The organism is Acetivibrio mesophilus (assembly GCF_004102745.1).
GTDB classification, from domain to species: Bacteria; Bacillota; Clostridia; order Acetivibrionales; family Acetivibrionaceae; genus Hungateiclostridium; species Hungateiclostridium mesophilum.
The window spans coordinates 1-16,546 of the sequence record NZ_RLII01000044.1 but is presented as its reverse complement, the minus strand read 5'-3'; the positions used below and the strand labels follow the sequence as shown (position 1 = coordinate 16,546).

Here is a 16,546-nt window from a genome sequence, read left to right as displayed (position 1 = left end):
ACCCCTTTAGGGGTGGTTTGTGAAGGTGTGCGGTTGGCGAAACCTTCAGTGAGCCTTTTAGGCTCTGCCAAGTAACATGCCCTTATAGGGCAAGAGCAAACCACCCGTTTGACGGGTGGTTATGATTTTTTATTCTCAAGTAGACTATATTATCTATCCTGTTATTTACCTTCTCAGATGCTGCAATAGAAAGGAGAATGTATGAGAGTTGCATTATACCAAATGGAGATAGCGTGGGAAGACAAGGAGAAAAACTTCAAAAAGCTGGAGCAGGTGATGGAAGAAGTAAAAAAGCATGGTACAGACCTTCTTCTTTTACCGGAGATGAGCTTTACAGGTTTTTCGATGAATATACAACTTACGAAGGAAGATAATGAGGAAAGCAAAGATAGAGTGAGGAAGATGAGCAAAAGCCATCAAATTAGCATTGGATTTGGTTGGGTAGAAGCTGCCAAGGAAAAAGCGGAGAACCATTACACGTTAATCGATGAAAAAGGTGATGAAATTTCCGACTATGTCAAGATACATCCGTTCAGTATAGCACATGAGGAGCAGTATTTTCTGAAGGGAAATAAGTTGTCGACCTGTAAGGTGCAGGGCTTTGGAATTTCCTCTTTTATTTGTTATGATTTGCGTTTCCCGACTATTTTTCAGGCACTTGGTGATGAAACTGAAATTGTGATTGTTGCTGCAAACTGGCCAAAAAAGCGAAGAGAACATTGGAAGTGTTTGCTTCAGGCACGAGCAATTGAAAATCAGGTATATGTCCTGGGTATAAATTGTGTGGGAAATATGGGGGGACTCGAATACTCGGGGGACAGCTGTGTGATTAATCCGAATGGAGATATCATTGAAAGAATCGAGGGCAAGGAAGGAGTTATATATGCAGATATAGAGCATAATGTGAAGGATATTAGAGATAACTTCCCAGTGCGCATGGATCGACGGACAGAGTTTTATAGATCGTTGTTTTAAATGAGAGCATTCCCTATTGTAACGGATACAGCGTCAAACTAATTGCACCCCCTGAACTGAAAGGGGGTGCATAATAGTTAAATTGACTTTTCTATTTATTCTCTTTCAAAAGAATGGTGATATCAAATTCGCCGATAGGAGTCAATAAAGGCAACAGCAAAGCTTTATCGCTGTCTATAGGATGTGGTTTGTACTCACCTATAAAAATCTGCGGCGGTACAATATCGCAGGTGTAGTGATGCTGTGCCAAAAGAGTCAATGCATTTCCTCCGATAATGTTTGCCATTTCCCCCAGGGCTGAAGATGCAAAGTTGTCGATCTTATCCATTTCCATGCCGGACAAAATTTTCACCATTTCCAGAGTCATGTTTTTTGGAAAGCTAAAGAGGATTGTTCCTTTTAAATCTCCAATTACTCCAAGTTCAACATTTGCATCCTTATCATTGGATATATTTTCTATGAATTTCAAATCCCCTCTTTGGGGGTCTATATCAACCATTAATTGAAATACATCTTTTGCTGCTTTGTAAAAGGAGTTTACATATTCTACTTTCATTAGATTTGTCCTCCTTTGCTTTTCACATATTCTCCAATCTTCTGATCCATATTGCCGACATGCATAATGAGCCAGGTCATAAGCTTACCGCCGAATTCTTGTATCCTATCCTCATTAAAGCCCTCTTCCTCGAAAATCTTGATATAGTTGTCAACGCCTTCTTTAAAACTGGCATGAGCTTTCTTATGAATTTCAATTTCAGGATAATTAATCTTGGCTTGATAGGCTTCCTCTTCGTTGAAATGGTCGATTACATAGTCTTTCATAAAGTCCATTGTTTCCTTTACTTTGTCGATCCTGGAATTCCAATCTTCTTCACTTCGAATAATCTTGGTAAACTCTGAGACACGTCTGAAAAGCTCCTCATGCTGCTCGTCAATTAATTCTACGCCGATTTTGTATTTATCTTTCCACATCATTCGAATCCCTCGCTTTCTTTATAATAATTTGACCTTAAATCCTGTACCAAAAGCCTTTTCCAATTCTATGTACACACCTAAAATGCGCTTTCCTGAAATTTTTAAGATTAGTCAAACAGCATATTTTTGTGTATCGAATTATTTTTCGGTAATTTAATTGAACTATTTTATAGGGAAAAATATACCTCGTATAATATATTTGAAGTTTATCATTACGGAGAGTATAATAGTAACGTTACATAAAGAAAGAAGGTAATTTAGTGTTTAAGATTTTACGTAAACATGGCCAATCCCAGAGTTATTCGAAGCAGATGAGACGAGAGGTAATATCCCTCACGTGGCCTGCATTTATAGAACTGGTTATGTCAACTATGTTTGGTATGATTGATATGATTATGGTGGGACGGCTCAGCCCAGCAGCGATAACTGCCGTTGGACTTACCAATCAGCCTTTTATGCTTTTATTGGCAATCTTTTCGGCTGTTAACGTGGGTACAACCACCATTGTGGCATGGAACATTGGGGCTGGCAATGTGAAAAAGGCTAATACAGTCGCCCGGCAGACTATTGCGCTAAACTTTATTATGGGAATTATTGTAGGTGCGGTAGGAGTTGCTCTGGCACATCACACGGTAGTATTTATGGGAGCAGAGGCCGATACAATGAAGGATGCTACCGCATACTTCCAAATAGTATCTGCCGGACTGGTATTCCAGGCAGTTAATATGGGGGTTACAGCTGCTCTGAGGGGAGCTGGGGAAACAAGCTTACCCATGCTGTACAATGTTGGCAGTAATCTTTTCAATGTTCTCGGGAACTACCTACTTATATTCGGTAAGTTTGGTTTTCCTAAATTGGGTGTGGCAGGGGCAGCGATTTCTACTACTGTATCAAGATTTATAGCCTGTGTAATTGGGCTGTATATAGTATTCTTCTCAAAATGGTCTGTTATCTCAATTAAGGTTAGGGGCAGCTATCGTATAAATTTTGATATCGCCAAGGAAGTCTTTTCAATAGGCTTGCCGTCGGCACTGGAGCAATTTGTGATTCAGGGTGGTCTTATGATGTTTGCACGTACAGTTTCGAGCTTAGGAACTCAAATATTTGCTGCCCACCAGATAGGCCTTACTATTTGCGGGCTCACTTTTTCACCCAGTATGGCGTTTGGTGTTGCCGGTACGACGCTGGTGGGACAGTGCCTTGGTGCAAATGATGAGAAGAGGGCTCAAAAGTATGCCGATATCATACATCATATGGCTATTGCTGTTGCCTGCTTAATGGGAGTCGTATTTATTTTGTTCTCGTATCCCTTGGCTTGTTTATATACAGATGACATGGCAGTAGCTACAATGGCCAGTGTTGTACTTAAGATAATGGCTTTGGCCCAACCGGGACAATCGACACAGCTTTCTCTTGCCGGTGTGCTTAGGGGAGCAGGGGACACTATGTTCCCGCTTTACGCATCTGCTTTTGGTATATGGGGCTTTCGCGTGCTGGTTGCCTATATCTTTGTAAGCGTTTTCCACTGGGGGCTTATAGGAGCATGGGCAGCTCTGGTGCTTGATCAGTATACAAGGGCAGCTATTGTATATTTCCGGTACATTTCAGGGAAATGGAAGTATATAAAGTCCAGAGCCGAAGAGGTTAAAGAAATAGAAGCGTGTTCTTAAGGTTTTTCTTGAGGTTCTATATTACAAAAATGTTATAGTCATAAACTCGCATTATATGGTATACTTATAAAACAGATATACGGTATACTGAATTGATAAAAAATACATTTATAGGGGAGATGCAGTGGCGTGGAAATTATTAAGGCGATAATTTTAGGTATTATCGAGGGAATTACAGAGTGGCTACCCATAAGCAGTACCGGTCATATGATTCTGGTGGAAGAGCTTATAAAGATGAATATGTCCGATGAATTTATGGAAATGTTCAGGGTTGTCATACAGCTTGGCGCCATTATGGCGGTGGTTGTTTTATACTGGAATAAGCTTTTCCCTTTTTCTTTCAAAGACGGAGTGCAAATAAAAAAAGATACTTTTTCCTTATGGATTAAGGTGTTGGCGGCCACCTTGCCGGCAGCATTGATAGGCATACCTTTTGATGATAAAATTGATGGAATGTTTTACAACTACATAACGGTTGCTATTACCTTAATAGTATATGGTGTTCTATTTATTATCATGGAGAACCGTAACAAGTCAAAGATTTCTGCAATCAGGACTTTTGATGAGCTCAGCTACAAAGCTGTCCTATTAATCGGAGTATTTCAGGTTCTTGCTCTTATTCCGGGGACATCCCGTTCCGGTGCAACGATTTTAGGAGCAATAATGATTGGCTGCTCAAGAGAAATAGCAGCGGAGTTTTCCTTCTACCTGGCAATACCCGTTATGTTTGGCGCAAGTCTTTTGAAATTGGTGAAGTTTGGATTCGCCTTTTCGCAGATTGAATTAATTATACTCCTTACGGGCATGATTGTTGCCTTTGCTGTTTCGATTTTCGCCATCAAGTTTCTTATAGGATATATCAAGAGGAATGATTTTAAAGCATTCGGTTACTACAGAATTATACTGGGATTGATTGTTGTTCTCTACTTTTTGGCTGTGAGATAAGAATACTTTCGAAGGGAATATGGAAAAATCTATATTCCCTTCATCATATATTTTATATCCTTTACCAGAGCAATAGAAGCTTCTATTTCAACTTTACGAACTGAGACACTCTCAATATTGCATCCCACAGGAATTCCTTTTTCACGACAAAATTCCAGCAATTCATTAAATATAGACTTTGAGAGGGAAACGGATTTGTTCAGTATATCCTCGGAATTCATCAGGTCATTTTCCAGCCACCTAGGGATGCTGATTCCCAACCACTTCATAAATTCCAATGTTTTTGTTGAGCCGCAGGGTGTTAGGGTAAATATAATAGGAACCATTTTCAGGTTATTATTTTTTGAGAAGTAGTAATAATCGGACAGAAAATCCTTTGCCGCCTCAACATTATACACAGCTTGGGTAATAAAATACTTGCACCCTTTATTGATTTTGCTGATTATTCTAAGGTGTTCATCTGCGTTTTTCATATGCCTTTCAGGTATGGCAACACCGCCTAAAACAAGGCCTGGATTTGTGTCCTGGCTTATTTTGTACGCATCGGACAATTTTAGCAGCACAGTCTGATTTCTTGAAGCCGCACCCACAAAGACAGAAAAGGCATCCTGACCGGGAATCGGACTTATCAATTGACAAAACTGATCTGGGGTGTATTTGCCAACACTTCTGTAAATGATTTTGGGTATTTTTAAAGCTTTTAGATAGTTTTCACTGTAAGTCTGGGGGTCAACGGTTTCTATAAAGGGAAAGGGCCTATTTTCAGTATTCCGGTCCTTTTCATCCTGAAGGTCATATATGACCAAACCGTCAATGTCCAAACCGCTTATTCGTTCAATATGTTTCTGGGATATTTCTTTTATTTTTTCCTCTGTATTGTTTTTCTTAGGGGGTGTTATTCCGTAAGTAATAATACCCGACTCCCTGTCTAAAATCTTTTGCTTTAACATCTGACTCTCCTTTAGGTCTTTTAATATGCTTTATTATTAGTTTTTTGATAAAAATATTATACCAGAATGTATTCTAAGTTGCATTATAGTATTTATTGAGATAATTTAATTAATAAGTACAAGACATTTTATAAGGAAGATTGCAAAGCCAGTATAGACTTTGATATAGATATAAATCAAAATAAATCTAAAAAAATAGAGTTCAAATACTTAACGACAGCGTTTTTCAAAAATTAGAGTCCAACATTTTGTGTTGGACTCTAATTATGCATATAAAACCTTTATATTGATTTTTTATTATTTCTATAAGATTAATATCAGGAACCCATTTATCTCTAAAAGTATTAGAAAAGCTTATTGTGTTGAATCCTTTGTCAAGATACACTTCTATATCCTTTGATTCATATGTTGCTAAATTGATAAGTAATTTTGGAACACTCACACCTCCTCTTCTATTATGTTTCAATATAATTTATAGTCTAACAACATCAGCAGTAGCGATGCCTAAACCTATAGAGACCTAAAAATTGGAACTTCTATTTCGTAAATTAGTTTTATTATATAGCATTCTAAAAAAGAGTGAGTGAAAAAAAGGTGAAGGAAAAATGAAAATACTGTGAAGTGGTTTGATTTCAGGAGTCAATAAAGTAGGCTGTTCCTAAATGGGACTATTTGGTTTATTAGCCCTTCTTAATGACTATCATACATAAAGGCTTTGAGCATTAGAGTGCTGCATAATACTTCCTGCCTTATACTACATATGCTGAAATGACATATTAAAAAATTTCATTATTTCAGATCATTAAAAAAGCCGGAAAAATTGCTTTAACTTAATCCTAAGCAATTTCTCCAGCTTCAGTATTATACTTAGTAGAATTATACCTTAAACCTAATTTACTGCATTTCTTTTTTGCCTTTCAACCGGTTCTTATTCAACATAAACAGTGAAGTCCTCTGTAAATACATTTCCACTACTGTCTGTAGCCTTTACTGTAAAGTTGCAAATTCCTTTCTGATCGAGGGAAGGAGTCCATGATATCCTCCTTAACGATGAGTTATAAGTAGCTCCTTCGGGCATAACAGGTACTACCACATTAATAGAGCTATTCGGAGAATCCGCATCTATGACATTCAGATTAAGTGTAAACAATTGTCCGGCCTTGGCTTTCAACCCGTTAAAATTGTTTGTGATGCAAGGACACTTATTTGAGGGTGTTTCTATAAAATGTTTGAGGGTTGGGTCTCCCAACAAAACATAAGGAGGAACATCGGAACACAAATGAGAACTGTACCACCTATTAGCCCAATCTTTAAATGCTTCTCCTATACTCATGCTCGATAAATCACGGAAGTACTGTTCATCCAAATTACTCCATACAGATGCACACACACCGGTTACATTCATTGTATAATAGCTTCTAAACAAATATGTTGCTCCCATATTAGGAATAACTTTGGGGGATTCATTTGATCCATACATTGGATCCATATATTGCGAGGTATTGCAACCATAGGAATGTATATAATGTGCTCTTGGTACTGTGTATCCCATTGAAAGCAATTTATCTGCATTGAAATCATTATTATAGTAACGATAACCATCAATACCATTCGGATATTCATGGATCTGAATCCAATCGCTTTCACCATGGGTAATTACTTCGGCAAAGTAATATCCGTTTCTGAGCTCCTTTTCTAATTTTTCTACAGTTGTTGCTACATCATCAGCTACAAACTTTAAGTTTTTAAAAGCTGCCTTTAAAACGTTATATCTGCTGCTATTATCATACGAGCTGTACTTCCAATTTCTCCAGTCAGAATCTAAGAAAGAAAAAGCACTGTTGTACTCTTCTTCCGTCATATTACTACCATATACGCGAAAGAGGCTTAATTTTGAAAAGTATGCATTTGTCAATTGAGCTTGTTCAATTATATCGGAGGTTATTCCTGCAGCATCTATTCTGCCATAAATCATTTCAGCCTCAGTCATCAAAGGTGTTTCAGAACCATCAGCATTCTTTTTATATGCCTCAAATATTCCATCTCCGTCCAAATCAAACCAATCATAAACAAGCTCTTTTATACCATCGTTATCACTGTCTACATACCCTACTATATCAGCATAGTAATAATCGGTAATAAGTTTTCGATCGTCACCGCTGTGAGGTCTCCAGTAAGCAACAGGAATATCGGGATACGATCCGACTATAACGAAACCCATATACCCTTTTTCATAGTAATCTCTAATAACGCTCTTCAAGCTTTGGCAATCCGTAATATCATAATCTGAAGTTACACCACTTATACTGCTCACTTTTATTAATGTATTAGCCCATCCCTCATTTGCAATATCTTGCTGGTATGTTGTAAGGGAAGCATCAATTAATCCTGTATTATAAAGGGAGCTTCCTACAATAACCAAGAATCTATTTTCATCATTTTCGGTTATTTTTACATTATCGAAGCTTGCAATTGCACCTTCAGAATACACACCAAACTTACCTGAACTAAATGATTCATCAGTGGCAGTTAACTTTAAAGTTCCATTTAAATATAGTTTGAGTGTGTTACCGGACACTTCTGCTTTTAATGTGTACCATGTACCTGTACTAATTGTCTGTGAAACACTTTTTACTACTGTAACATTCGATGACAAATACGCTTTCTTTTTTATGTATAACTTTCCTGAGTCAACCACAAACATATAATATCCAGCTTCACTGCTGCTTCTATTGTCCTGAATTCTAGAAAGTATTCCGACAGCTTTGTCGCTGGAAGTTCCCCACGAATTGACTTTGAATTTTACTTCCATTGTAGAGTCACCGGCATACATTCTATCGATTACGGAATACGATACACCTGTATTAGTCTGGTTTTTGTACACTTTGCTGCCATCACTCACTACACTCCATGAACTGGAGGCTCTTTTCCATCCGTCATCTATACTATCTTCAAAATTATCCTCATAAAAATAATTTGCGGTTGGTGTTGGAGTTGGTGTAGAAGTAGGTGTAGGTATTGGCGTAGGATTTGGATCCTGTGGTGGTGTTCCCCACACTAAAGCATCTTTAATATATGCTGTTACCATATCCCATTGTACATAATTTGATGCGGTTGAATTAAAGGAATAGTCGTTTGTTTGTGTGTAGTTTGTCCAACCGGCTTTATTGAATCTGCCTTTTATTTCAACAACTCCTCCAGGAGCAATAACTCCTGCAGTAGGAGCAAATCCAATCTCAAGATAATAATCCGCCGTAGGTACCCTGTCAATCATATTAATAAAGGTTCCAGTTATATTTGTACTCCCAATTGAAGACCAATCGCAATAAAAAGTCTGGGAATCCATTATATCAACTGAATAATAATATCTAAGCTTTAAATCTGAAAGGTTTATTGTGGACGAGCCTGTATTTGTAATTTTAAAGCATGGTGAAACACTTGCAGTTGTTGGAGATACAACTTGATTATAGAATTCTACCTTTAAGCTGTCACCCGCTGCATAAGAATAGGTGGTAGGGATTATTGAAAACGCAGCAGTTAATTGACAAAAAATTAGAAGTGCTGACAATATAAATAGTGTTTTTTTCTGCATATCTCGATAGTTCATTTTACTGGTCTCCTTTGCTATTAATTTTCTGTTAGTTTCACCTGATAAAACGTTATTACCATTAAGATTCTGCAATGTAAAGTATTTTTGCTGTAATTATAATGCAACATATTGTGATATTTTGATTGCTTTCGATTGAAAAATTGATTTTATCAGGTAAGTTTAGTTAAACTAAGATTCATCATTCGGCGTAGGGTTATAACCGTTTCAGTTTTTGTTACATCGACCTCCTTAATACAATATTTTCTACTACCTGGCGCGTATTCAATGTAGCCGTTTCTGTCATAACATTTTTTAGCTGGTTTTATTATAGAGTATTCTTAAAAAGAGTGAGTGAAAAAAAGTGAAGAAAGAATGAAAATATTGTGAAATGGTTTGACCTCAGGAGTCAATAAAGTAGGCTGTTCTTTAAAAATAAAAGCTCGGGACATCGAGTCCCTTCGCTTTGGCCTCTTTCATTTCATTCCAAGAGGCCAAAACAAATTCCGAACTTCGAAAAGTCCCGAATTCGGTGTAGAATGTGCTTATGAGACTAAATAATTTAATCTAATAAATTTTGAATTTTTAAGTTATTTATAGCAGCGTAAATCTTCAAGAACTCGTAGTTTTCCTTGCTTATTCTGGTACTTGTTTGTTTCTTTTGAGCTAAGTTTATCTGTGCAAATTCTCCAAGTATCTGTGCAGATTTTTTATTCCATATAATCTAAATTTCAATTACAATTCATAGTGAATAAAAAGTTGGGAGGGGATTTTATGAGACGACTGACCGTATTTCTTATTATATGTGCACTTGTGACTCTAACCTTTGCTGCTTGTTCCAAACCAAAGCAGTCCGTAAAGACGATTAAACCGGGGGAGGAGATTGAGATTACTTCTTCTTCCTTGAACAGTGATGGAAAATGGAAATCTGTAATCACATTATCCTTGGGTGAAAATAAACCCCCGCAATTATCTTGGACGCCAGTAGAAACTGCTTCTTGTTATGCCATCTATATGATTGATATCTCAGCAAGTAATTGGTGCCACTGGATTGCAAAGGATGTCAAAGTGACAGAACTAGAGCTGGGCGCAGAGCTTGAAAACAGTCAATACATTGGGCCTTATCCACCAGGCGGAGTTCATACATATGAGGTTATGATTTTTGCCCTAAAGGACTCTCCGGATTCCTACGGGGGTTACTTCGACAATCCAAATCCATCGCTTGATAAGATCATTGCAGCACTTGATACCTCCAAAGGGTCAACCGGGAACATACTTGCAACAGGAGTTTTAAGCGGAACTTATCAAGCTGGTGATATCGTAGAATAAGAGGAATTACGATATTCGCTAGGTGATAAGCCGCAATATAATTTAAACGCTCTGGAAAAATAAGCGGCATCGGAATACCCTACTCTGAATGCAACCTCAAGTATCGGTATTTCGGTGTCTCTTAATAAGATGCTGGCCAATTGCATTCGCATTTGGGCAAAATACCTCATTACTGTAGTATTTAGTTCCCTTTGAAATTCTTTGTTAATTTGATTTCGATTACATGCAAATTTTTTTTCTAATTGCTCTAGAGTAATTTTCTTATCCATGTTTTGATTGAGATACTGGACAATGCTATGTACAATATTATTTTTATCCTTATCCACTACGATACTCATATTCTGCAATGACTCATTACAGCTTAACCCCTCTAGGAAAAAGAGCAATTCGATAAAATAAGATCTGCTTCTGCATGGCCAATATCCATCTGCTTGCTCTGTTAGTTCTTTGTTTATCTTGTTCAGTAATTGCGTTAAGCTAACAGCAGAAACAGCATCTAGTAAGATAAACTGACGTTTGGAATTGTTAATATCATAAAATGAACTTAATAAGCTTAAATCTTGGAACAGCGTTGTTCCAATCATTTTTTGATAAAAATTTGGATGGAATACGCTGTACTTTAGTTGATCATTTAAAGCAATTGGTTGAAAGAATAGGACCATTATTTTGCAGTTAGGGATTCTGTCAAATTCTATAGTATCCCGATGATTCAAGCAAATGACAGAGGGGGCAATGATAAATGCGGTCTGACGATTGTAAGTTATAGTAGCATTCCCCTCAAGAAAAAGGATTAGTTTACAGGTCTGATCATCGTTAAGATGAAGACATGCTTCTCCATTTTCTAATACTTTTAAGTATACAATCCGGTTCCAATTTTTATCGTAGCTTCTTGTAAATAAGTCCATTCTAATCCCTACCCCTATTTTAATATAATTATAGCCAAGCATTTACATTAGGTCAATCCGGTTGAATTATTGTTGTGTAAATCCTCTTTATCCCGGCACTTAATGCTTACTTCTTCTGTATGGAATAATGTCCAAATTCAAATCATAAGTTATTGATGATGCAAAAACATTCTAATAAGAAAGTAGGAGGACTTTGAGAATTCTCCAGCGTCAGTATATCACTATTTTATAGATATTTTTGATATTCGTAAAGACTTGGATATTGGCACTTGAATTAATTACATTCCATGAATTTAGACAAGTATAATCAAAAGGTGTTTTTGCAAACAGATTTAAAAAGTAGAATTGAATAATGGAATATATCCTGAATGCCTTCAGCAATCTTAATATTCTGCTCTTCGATAAGCGCTATGAAAATGTTCTTTATATGAAGAGGAAGGATTTTCCAGAATTTTAAAGTAACAATATGCCCATATTGTTACTTTAAAATATATATTTCGACGCGATATTTATTTTTCCTGCATATTTTGCATTTTTTATTAATTTAATAAAAGTCCCAAACTATTTAGCTGATGGTTTGGGACTTTATACCACTTCAAAACTGAACCAAAGAGTACAGTTCATCCTTTTGGTCTTGGTTTACACCTATATAACGCAAGGTTATCCGTTGCGAGCTGTGGTTGAATGTATCCATGATAAGGCCGATATTGTAGGAGGACATTTTATAGGTCCAATACCCCCAAGTTTTACGTAGACTATGAGTGCCAAAGTTCTCAATACCTACAGCTTCAGCAGCTTCCCGTAATATACGGTAGCTCTGAACCCTGCCTATATGCCCACCTTTTTTGCTTGGAAAAAGATAATCTCCTTGCAATAGATTATGCGTTTTCACGTAATTTTCTATCTCTTTTTTGAGAGAATCATTGATTTTTATTTTTTTCTCTTTGTCAGTTTTCTTTTCTTTCAATATAAGATATTCACGGAAACGATTATCTACCGTATAAATGTCTTTAACTTTTAAAGGCAAAATATCGCTAATCCTCAAGCCTGTATTCAAGCCAAACTTAAACAGTAGCCCATATTTTTGATCCTTACCGTTTAAATAATAGTACATTTGCTTAATTTTTGCTTTATTACGAATAGGTTCTACGGTCATTAACCTGTCCCTCCCCAAATAAAGTGTTAATTATTAAAGTGTATTTGATGCTTCCGTAACACTACTCGAAAACACAAGCACTCTTGATAATATATTATAACCGAGTGGCTGTTTATATAAATTTATCATAAATAGTATTAAAAAGATACATGGTTTTTTATGCAAGAAAAAGGCAAAGACAATAATATTAATATTAAATATGCTAAATATATGGACTTTCCTCACTTTATTAAAGTAACAATATGGGCATATTGTTACATTAGTAAAGTGAAATGGCAACAAAAGATAATATTGAATTAGTACCTATGTAGATTAAGAAAAGCAAGCTTATCAAAAGATAGGCTCGAAAAGCTACAGGTCTAATTTGAAAACATAATAATGGCTGGGTTGCCAATTGCTATAGTTGGTTATTGGAGAGTAAAGAATTAATCGATACTTTTGACCTTATCAATAGGAACTGCAAGTAGGCAACTTATGTTTTGTATGTTAATGCTACTCTAAAATTGTAACACATATCGATAAAAAATAGGCTACCTCAATCAAATTTGCTATCCGAACAATATCGTACAGGTGGAGAGGTATGATTAAGATGGCATAGTTAGAGAATATCAGAAAAATCTACTTCATGCAAGACCTGAGTATCAAGGAAATGAGTTTCAGGACAGGGATACACAGCGATACAATTTCAAAATATATTTCCATGGAGGAACCAAAACTATCTAATATATATGTCAACATAAGATTTCTGGATTATGAAGGATACCTGCTGTGCGTATGGGATCAGGAAGTATATTGGTGGGAAAACAAGCGGATCCGGAAAGGAATCTGACAAGTGGACTCTCCAGTTATCAAAGGGATTAGAACATTTGAATTTCTTGATTTGATGAATTGGGCTATGTACCTTTCAGCAAAGTTGGAGCCAGATTGCCCTTCCAGTTTTGTTTCTCTCGATAGAAGAGAAGCAGTCTGATCATATAAATACTTAGAATTTCTAAAATGGACGGAGGTGTTAGGTGATGAATGACAGCCGCCTTGCTTGTTGTAGGCTATTTTTTTTATGAATTGATGGCCTGATTTTATTTTGGTGACTGGCTTCAACTTTTATTGATATTGACATCTACTTTCCGTTTGTGATTTTGACATAGCACAAGGAGGTGAAATCCTAATGAAGAGAGTTCTTATTGTCGACGATGCAGCTTTTATGAGAATATCGTTAAAAACTATGCTTGAAAAGAATGGTTTTCAAGTAATTGACGAGGCAGAAAACGGTTCTGTGGCAGTAAAAAAATATAAGGAGCTAAAGCCCGATATTGTAACTATGGATATAACCATGCCTGAAATGGACGGTATCCAAGCATTAAAGGAAATAAGGCAATTCGATTCTAATTCAAAAGTTATTATGATTTCTGCTATGGGGCAGGAATCTTATGTCAGGGAGGCTGTCATGTCGGGGGCAAAAGGGTTTGTAGTAAAACCCTTTAAAGAGGATTATGTTATCCAAACATTAAGTAAACTATAACAAAATTAATAATATTTATTCAATATTTGGAGGGAGGTGAACAATGATGAATGAACTCTTGACCAGCCTGTATGTAGCATATGAATTAGCAGGTGAAAAATATGCCATAAAAATCAATGATGTATATGAGATTATCAAAATGCAAAGTATTACCTCAATACACAACAGCAAGCCTTTTTTGGAAGGGGTTATTAACCTTCGGGGTAAAATCATTCCTGTAGCCAACCTTCATAAAAGGTTTGGGCTTGCCAATTACACTCCTACCAAGAAAACCCGCATTGTTGTGGTAAAAAGCAGGGATGAGATGATTGGGATTGTGGTTGATAAAGTAAATCAGGTTATAAGATTTTCGGACATTCAACCACCCCCAGATATGGTAGCAGGAATTGATGGCAGCTACTTTGAGGGTATAGGTATTACTGACGAAGGAGTAGTCAGCATTCTAAAAATTGATAAGGTACTTCACGAATAAGGAAGGGGTGTAGCATGGCTAACATATTTGAAAGTCCGGAGATGATAGGGGCTTTTATTGGCGAAGTGGAAGAACAGCTACAACTTCTCGAAAACGGCATTGTAGAGTTGGAGCAAAACGGTGAGACAACAGAGGTGGTCCAAGAATTATTCCGTGTAGCGCACACCTTAAAAGGTTCTTCTGCTACTATGGGTTTTGAAAAAATGAAAACTCTTACACACGAAATGGAAAATGTTTTGGATAGAATCCGTAACGGTTTCCTTGAAATATCCACACCTGTTATCGATGTTCTTTTCGAGTGTTTGGATTATTTAAACATGTTAAAGCAGGATTTTGTTTCTGATATGAACAACATTAAGACAGAGATAACTCCTGTGATAACTAAATTGAGGGAGATACTGTCTAAAAATAAACCAAACAATAATTCGGATAAGGCTGAAAATATAAAAGTTGAGCAAAGGAGTCAAACAATATTTGCGCTTGATGCAAAACAGCAGGAGCAGATAAATCAGGCTTTGAGCATCGGGCAGAATGTTTTTGTATGCGAGGTTAAAATTTTAGAGGATAGCCAGATGAAATCAATCCGTGCCTGCCTCATAATGAACATTCTTAATGAGTGGGGTACGGTCATAAGTGTGGTTCCAAATGTAGTTGAAGCTCCAATAAATGCTGATATTAGCAAGGTAGCCTTTTTAACTATTACCCAAATGAGTGCTGATGCGTTGGAGCATAAAGCGCAAAATGACCTGATGGATGTAAGCGAAGTCAGAGTTTTTCCCTATCTTGACCCAAATTCGCAATTCCAAATGAAGGTTGAAGAGGTTGGGGTACGGGATAAAGATAATACGCCGAGTGCAAAAACAGCGGGAGAGGAAAAAAAGGCTGTACATACTGTAAGGATTGATGTAGACCGGCTGGAGAGGATGATGGACCTGGTAGGGGAACTGGTGATCGAACAGATTCGAATTGCACAGGTCTCAAACAACTTATATAACCAGTATCCATCCGACGAAACTGTTGATGACTTAATAGGAATCTCAAACCGTGTATCGGTGTTAATCAATGAGCTCCAAGAGGGAATAATGAAAACCCGTATGATTCCTGTAGAGCAGTTGTTTAGCCGCTTCCCTAGAATGGTCAGGGATTTGTGCCGTTCATTGAATAAGGAAGTTAATCTGGTGCTTGAGGGTGGAGAAACCGAAATAGATAGGACAATTATGGAAGAAATGAGTGATCCGTTAATTCACCTTATACGGAATGCTATAGACCACGGGATTGAAAATCCGGAAATCCGTAAAAAGCTGGGCAAGCCCGAAAGAGGTACACTGCGAGTAACAGCATTACCTGAGGATAGTAATGTAATTATAACGGTTGAAGATGACGGAGCTGGAATTGATGCACAAGAGATAAAGCAATCCGCCATTAAAAAGCAAATTGTTACAGAGGAAGAAGCGGAAAAAATGACCGAACAGCAGTTAATAAACCTCATTTTCCATACGGGTTTTTCGACTTCGCAAAAGGTAAGTGATGTTTCCGGCCGTGGAGTCGGAATGGATATTGTAAGGACCCATATTGAAAAATTGAACGGAATCATTGATGTTGAGACGTGTGCAGGTAGTGGGACAAAGTTCATAGTTAAACTGCCAATCAAGCTTCCTCTAACGCTTGCAATATTAAAAGGGCTTTTAGTTAAAATCAACAATGATACTTATGCCCTTCCTATGAGCAATGTGGTTGAGATTGTACGGAAACCAAGAACGGAGATTGAATCCATAAATGGGCAAGCAGTGGCTGTTATAAGGGATAAAGCTACCCCTTTGATATGGCTGCATGACTACTTCGGCATTCCAAGGGGTAAAGAGAGAAAAAATACTCTAATTGTCTTGGTGGGAATAGCTGAAAAGCGTTTTGGACTTGTAGTGGATGAACTTATAGGAAACCAGGAAATCGTTGTTACAAACCTTGGATCCTATATAGGCAAAGTAGAGGGTATTTCTGGAGCTACAATTTTGGGAGATAGAAGTGTAGCTTGCATACTGGATGTTGTAGGAGTTTCAAAGATAG

General features: G+C 37.1%; 13 protein-coding genes and 1 riboswitch. Of the genes, 7 read left to right on the top strand and 6 right to left on the bottom strand.

Translation table 11 applies throughout. The features are described from left to right. The first annotated feature begins 201 nt into the window (after window positions 1–201). A complete protein-coding gene (locus EFD62_RS16470; RefSeq protein ID WP_069195341.1) occupies window positions 202–975 on the top strand; it encodes a carbon-nitrogen family hydrolase in 774 nt (257 codons plus the stop codon). A gap of 91 nt (window positions 976–1,066) precedes the next feature. Here EFD62_RS16470 and EFD62_RS16465 read toward each other — a convergent pair whose 3' ends face one another. Both EFD62_RS16465 and EFD62_RS16460 read right to left on the bottom strand, forming a co-directional pair. Then, window positions 1,067–1,531 (bottom strand): chemotaxis protein CheX, encoded by a 465-nt coding sequence (locus EFD62_RS16465; RefSeq protein WP_069195340.1) that lies wholly within the window; start codon window positions 1,529–1,531, stop codon window positions 1,067–1,069. Further along, window positions 1,531–1,950, bottom strand: coding sequence for a bacteriohemerythrin (locus tag EFD62_RS16460; RefSeq protein WP_069195339.1), 420 nt, complete (start codon window positions 1,948–1,950; stop codon window positions 1,531–1,533). The genes EFD62_RS16465 and EFD62_RS16460 overlap by 1 nt, the downstream gene beginning before the upstream one ends. 260 nt (window positions 1,951–2,210) lie before the next feature. Between EFD62_RS16460 and EFD62_RS16455 the strand changes: the two genes are divergently transcribed. Beyond that, window positions 2,211–3,620: an MATE family efflux transporter gene (locus EFD62_RS16455; protein WP_069195338.1), complete on the top strand. Its 1,410-nt coding sequence runs from the start codon at window positions 2,211–2,213 to the stop codon at window positions 3,618–3,620. A 129-nt stretch (window positions 3,621–3,749) separates the two neighbouring features. Then, window positions 3,750–4,565, top strand: a complete 816-nt coding sequence (locus EFD62_RS16450) for an undecaprenyl-diphosphate phosphatase (RefSeq protein ID WP_069195337.1) — start codon at window positions 3,750–3,752, stop codon at window positions 4,563–4,565. A gap of 29 nt (window positions 4,566–4,594) precedes the next feature. Here the strand turns inward: EFD62_RS16450 and EFD62_RS16445 are convergent, their stop codons facing one another. Together EFD62_RS16445 and EFD62_RS16440 are read right to left on the bottom strand one after the other, a co-directional pair. Continuing rightward, window positions 4,595–5,515 carry a methylenetetrahydrofolate reductase gene (locus EFD62_RS16445; RefSeq protein ID WP_069195336.1) on the bottom strand — a complete coding sequence of 307 codons (921 nt, stop codon included), beginning with the start codon at window positions 5,513–5,515 and terminating at the stop codon, window positions 4,595–4,597. A 928-nt stretch (window positions 5,516–6,443) separates the two neighbouring features. After that, complete coding sequence (locus tag EFD62_RS16440; RefSeq protein ID WP_128706512.1) at window positions 6,444–9,122, bottom strand: cellulose binding domain-containing protein; 2,679 nt, start codon at window positions 9,120–9,122, stop codon at window positions 6,444–6,446. A 753-nt stretch (window positions 9,123–9,875) separates the two neighbouring features. Here EFD62_RS16440 and EFD62_RS16435 point away from each other — a divergent pair. Beyond that, window positions 9,876–10,430: a YbhB/YbcL family Raf kinase inhibitor-like protein gene (locus EFD62_RS16435; protein ID WP_069195333.1), complete on the top strand. Its 555-nt coding sequence runs from the start codon at window positions 9,876–9,878 to the stop codon at window positions 10,428–10,430. Here EFD62_RS16435 and EFD62_RS16430 read toward each other — a convergent pair. Further along, complete coding sequence (locus EFD62_RS16430; protein ID WP_069195332.1) at window positions 10,406–11,335, bottom strand: helix-turn-helix transcriptional regulator; 930 nt, start codon at window positions 11,333–11,335, stop codon at window positions 10,406–10,408. The genes EFD62_RS16435 and EFD62_RS16430 overlap by 25 nt on opposite strands. Before the next feature lie 595 nt (window positions 11,336–11,930). Next, window positions 11,931–12,491, bottom strand: coding sequence for a tyrosine-type recombinase/integrase (locus EFD62_RS16425; protein ID WP_069195331.1), 561 nt, complete (start codon window positions 12,489–12,491; stop codon window positions 11,931–11,933). 311 nt (window positions 12,492–12,802) lie between these two features. Continuing rightward, a riboswitch (cyclic di-GMP riboswitch) is annotated at window positions 12,803–12,886 on the top strand. 770 nt (window positions 12,887–13,656) lie between these two features. Between EFD62_RS16425 and EFD62_RS16420 the strand changes: the two genes are divergently transcribed. From EFD62_RS16420 to EFD62_RS16410, 3 genes are all read left to right on the top strand, one after another. Continuing rightward, window positions 13,657–14,010: a response regulator gene (locus EFD62_RS16420; protein ID WP_069195329.1), complete on the top strand. Its 354-nt coding sequence runs from the start codon at window positions 13,657–13,659 to the stop codon at window positions 14,008–14,010. Window positions 14,011–14,056: 46 nt separating this feature from the next. Then, the gene (locus tag EFD62_RS16415) at window positions 14,057–14,482 is read left to right on the top strand and encodes a chemotaxis protein CheW (protein ID WP_172406064.1); all 426 of its coding nucleotides are present in this window, start codon (window positions 14,057–14,059) and stop codon (window positions 14,480–14,482) included. Between the two features lie 14 nt (window positions 14,483–14,496). After that, window positions 14,497–16,546, top strand: a 2,050-nt coding sequence (locus EFD62_RS16410) for a chemotaxis protein CheA (protein ID WP_155522917.1), incomplete at its 3' end; no start/stop codon positions are given.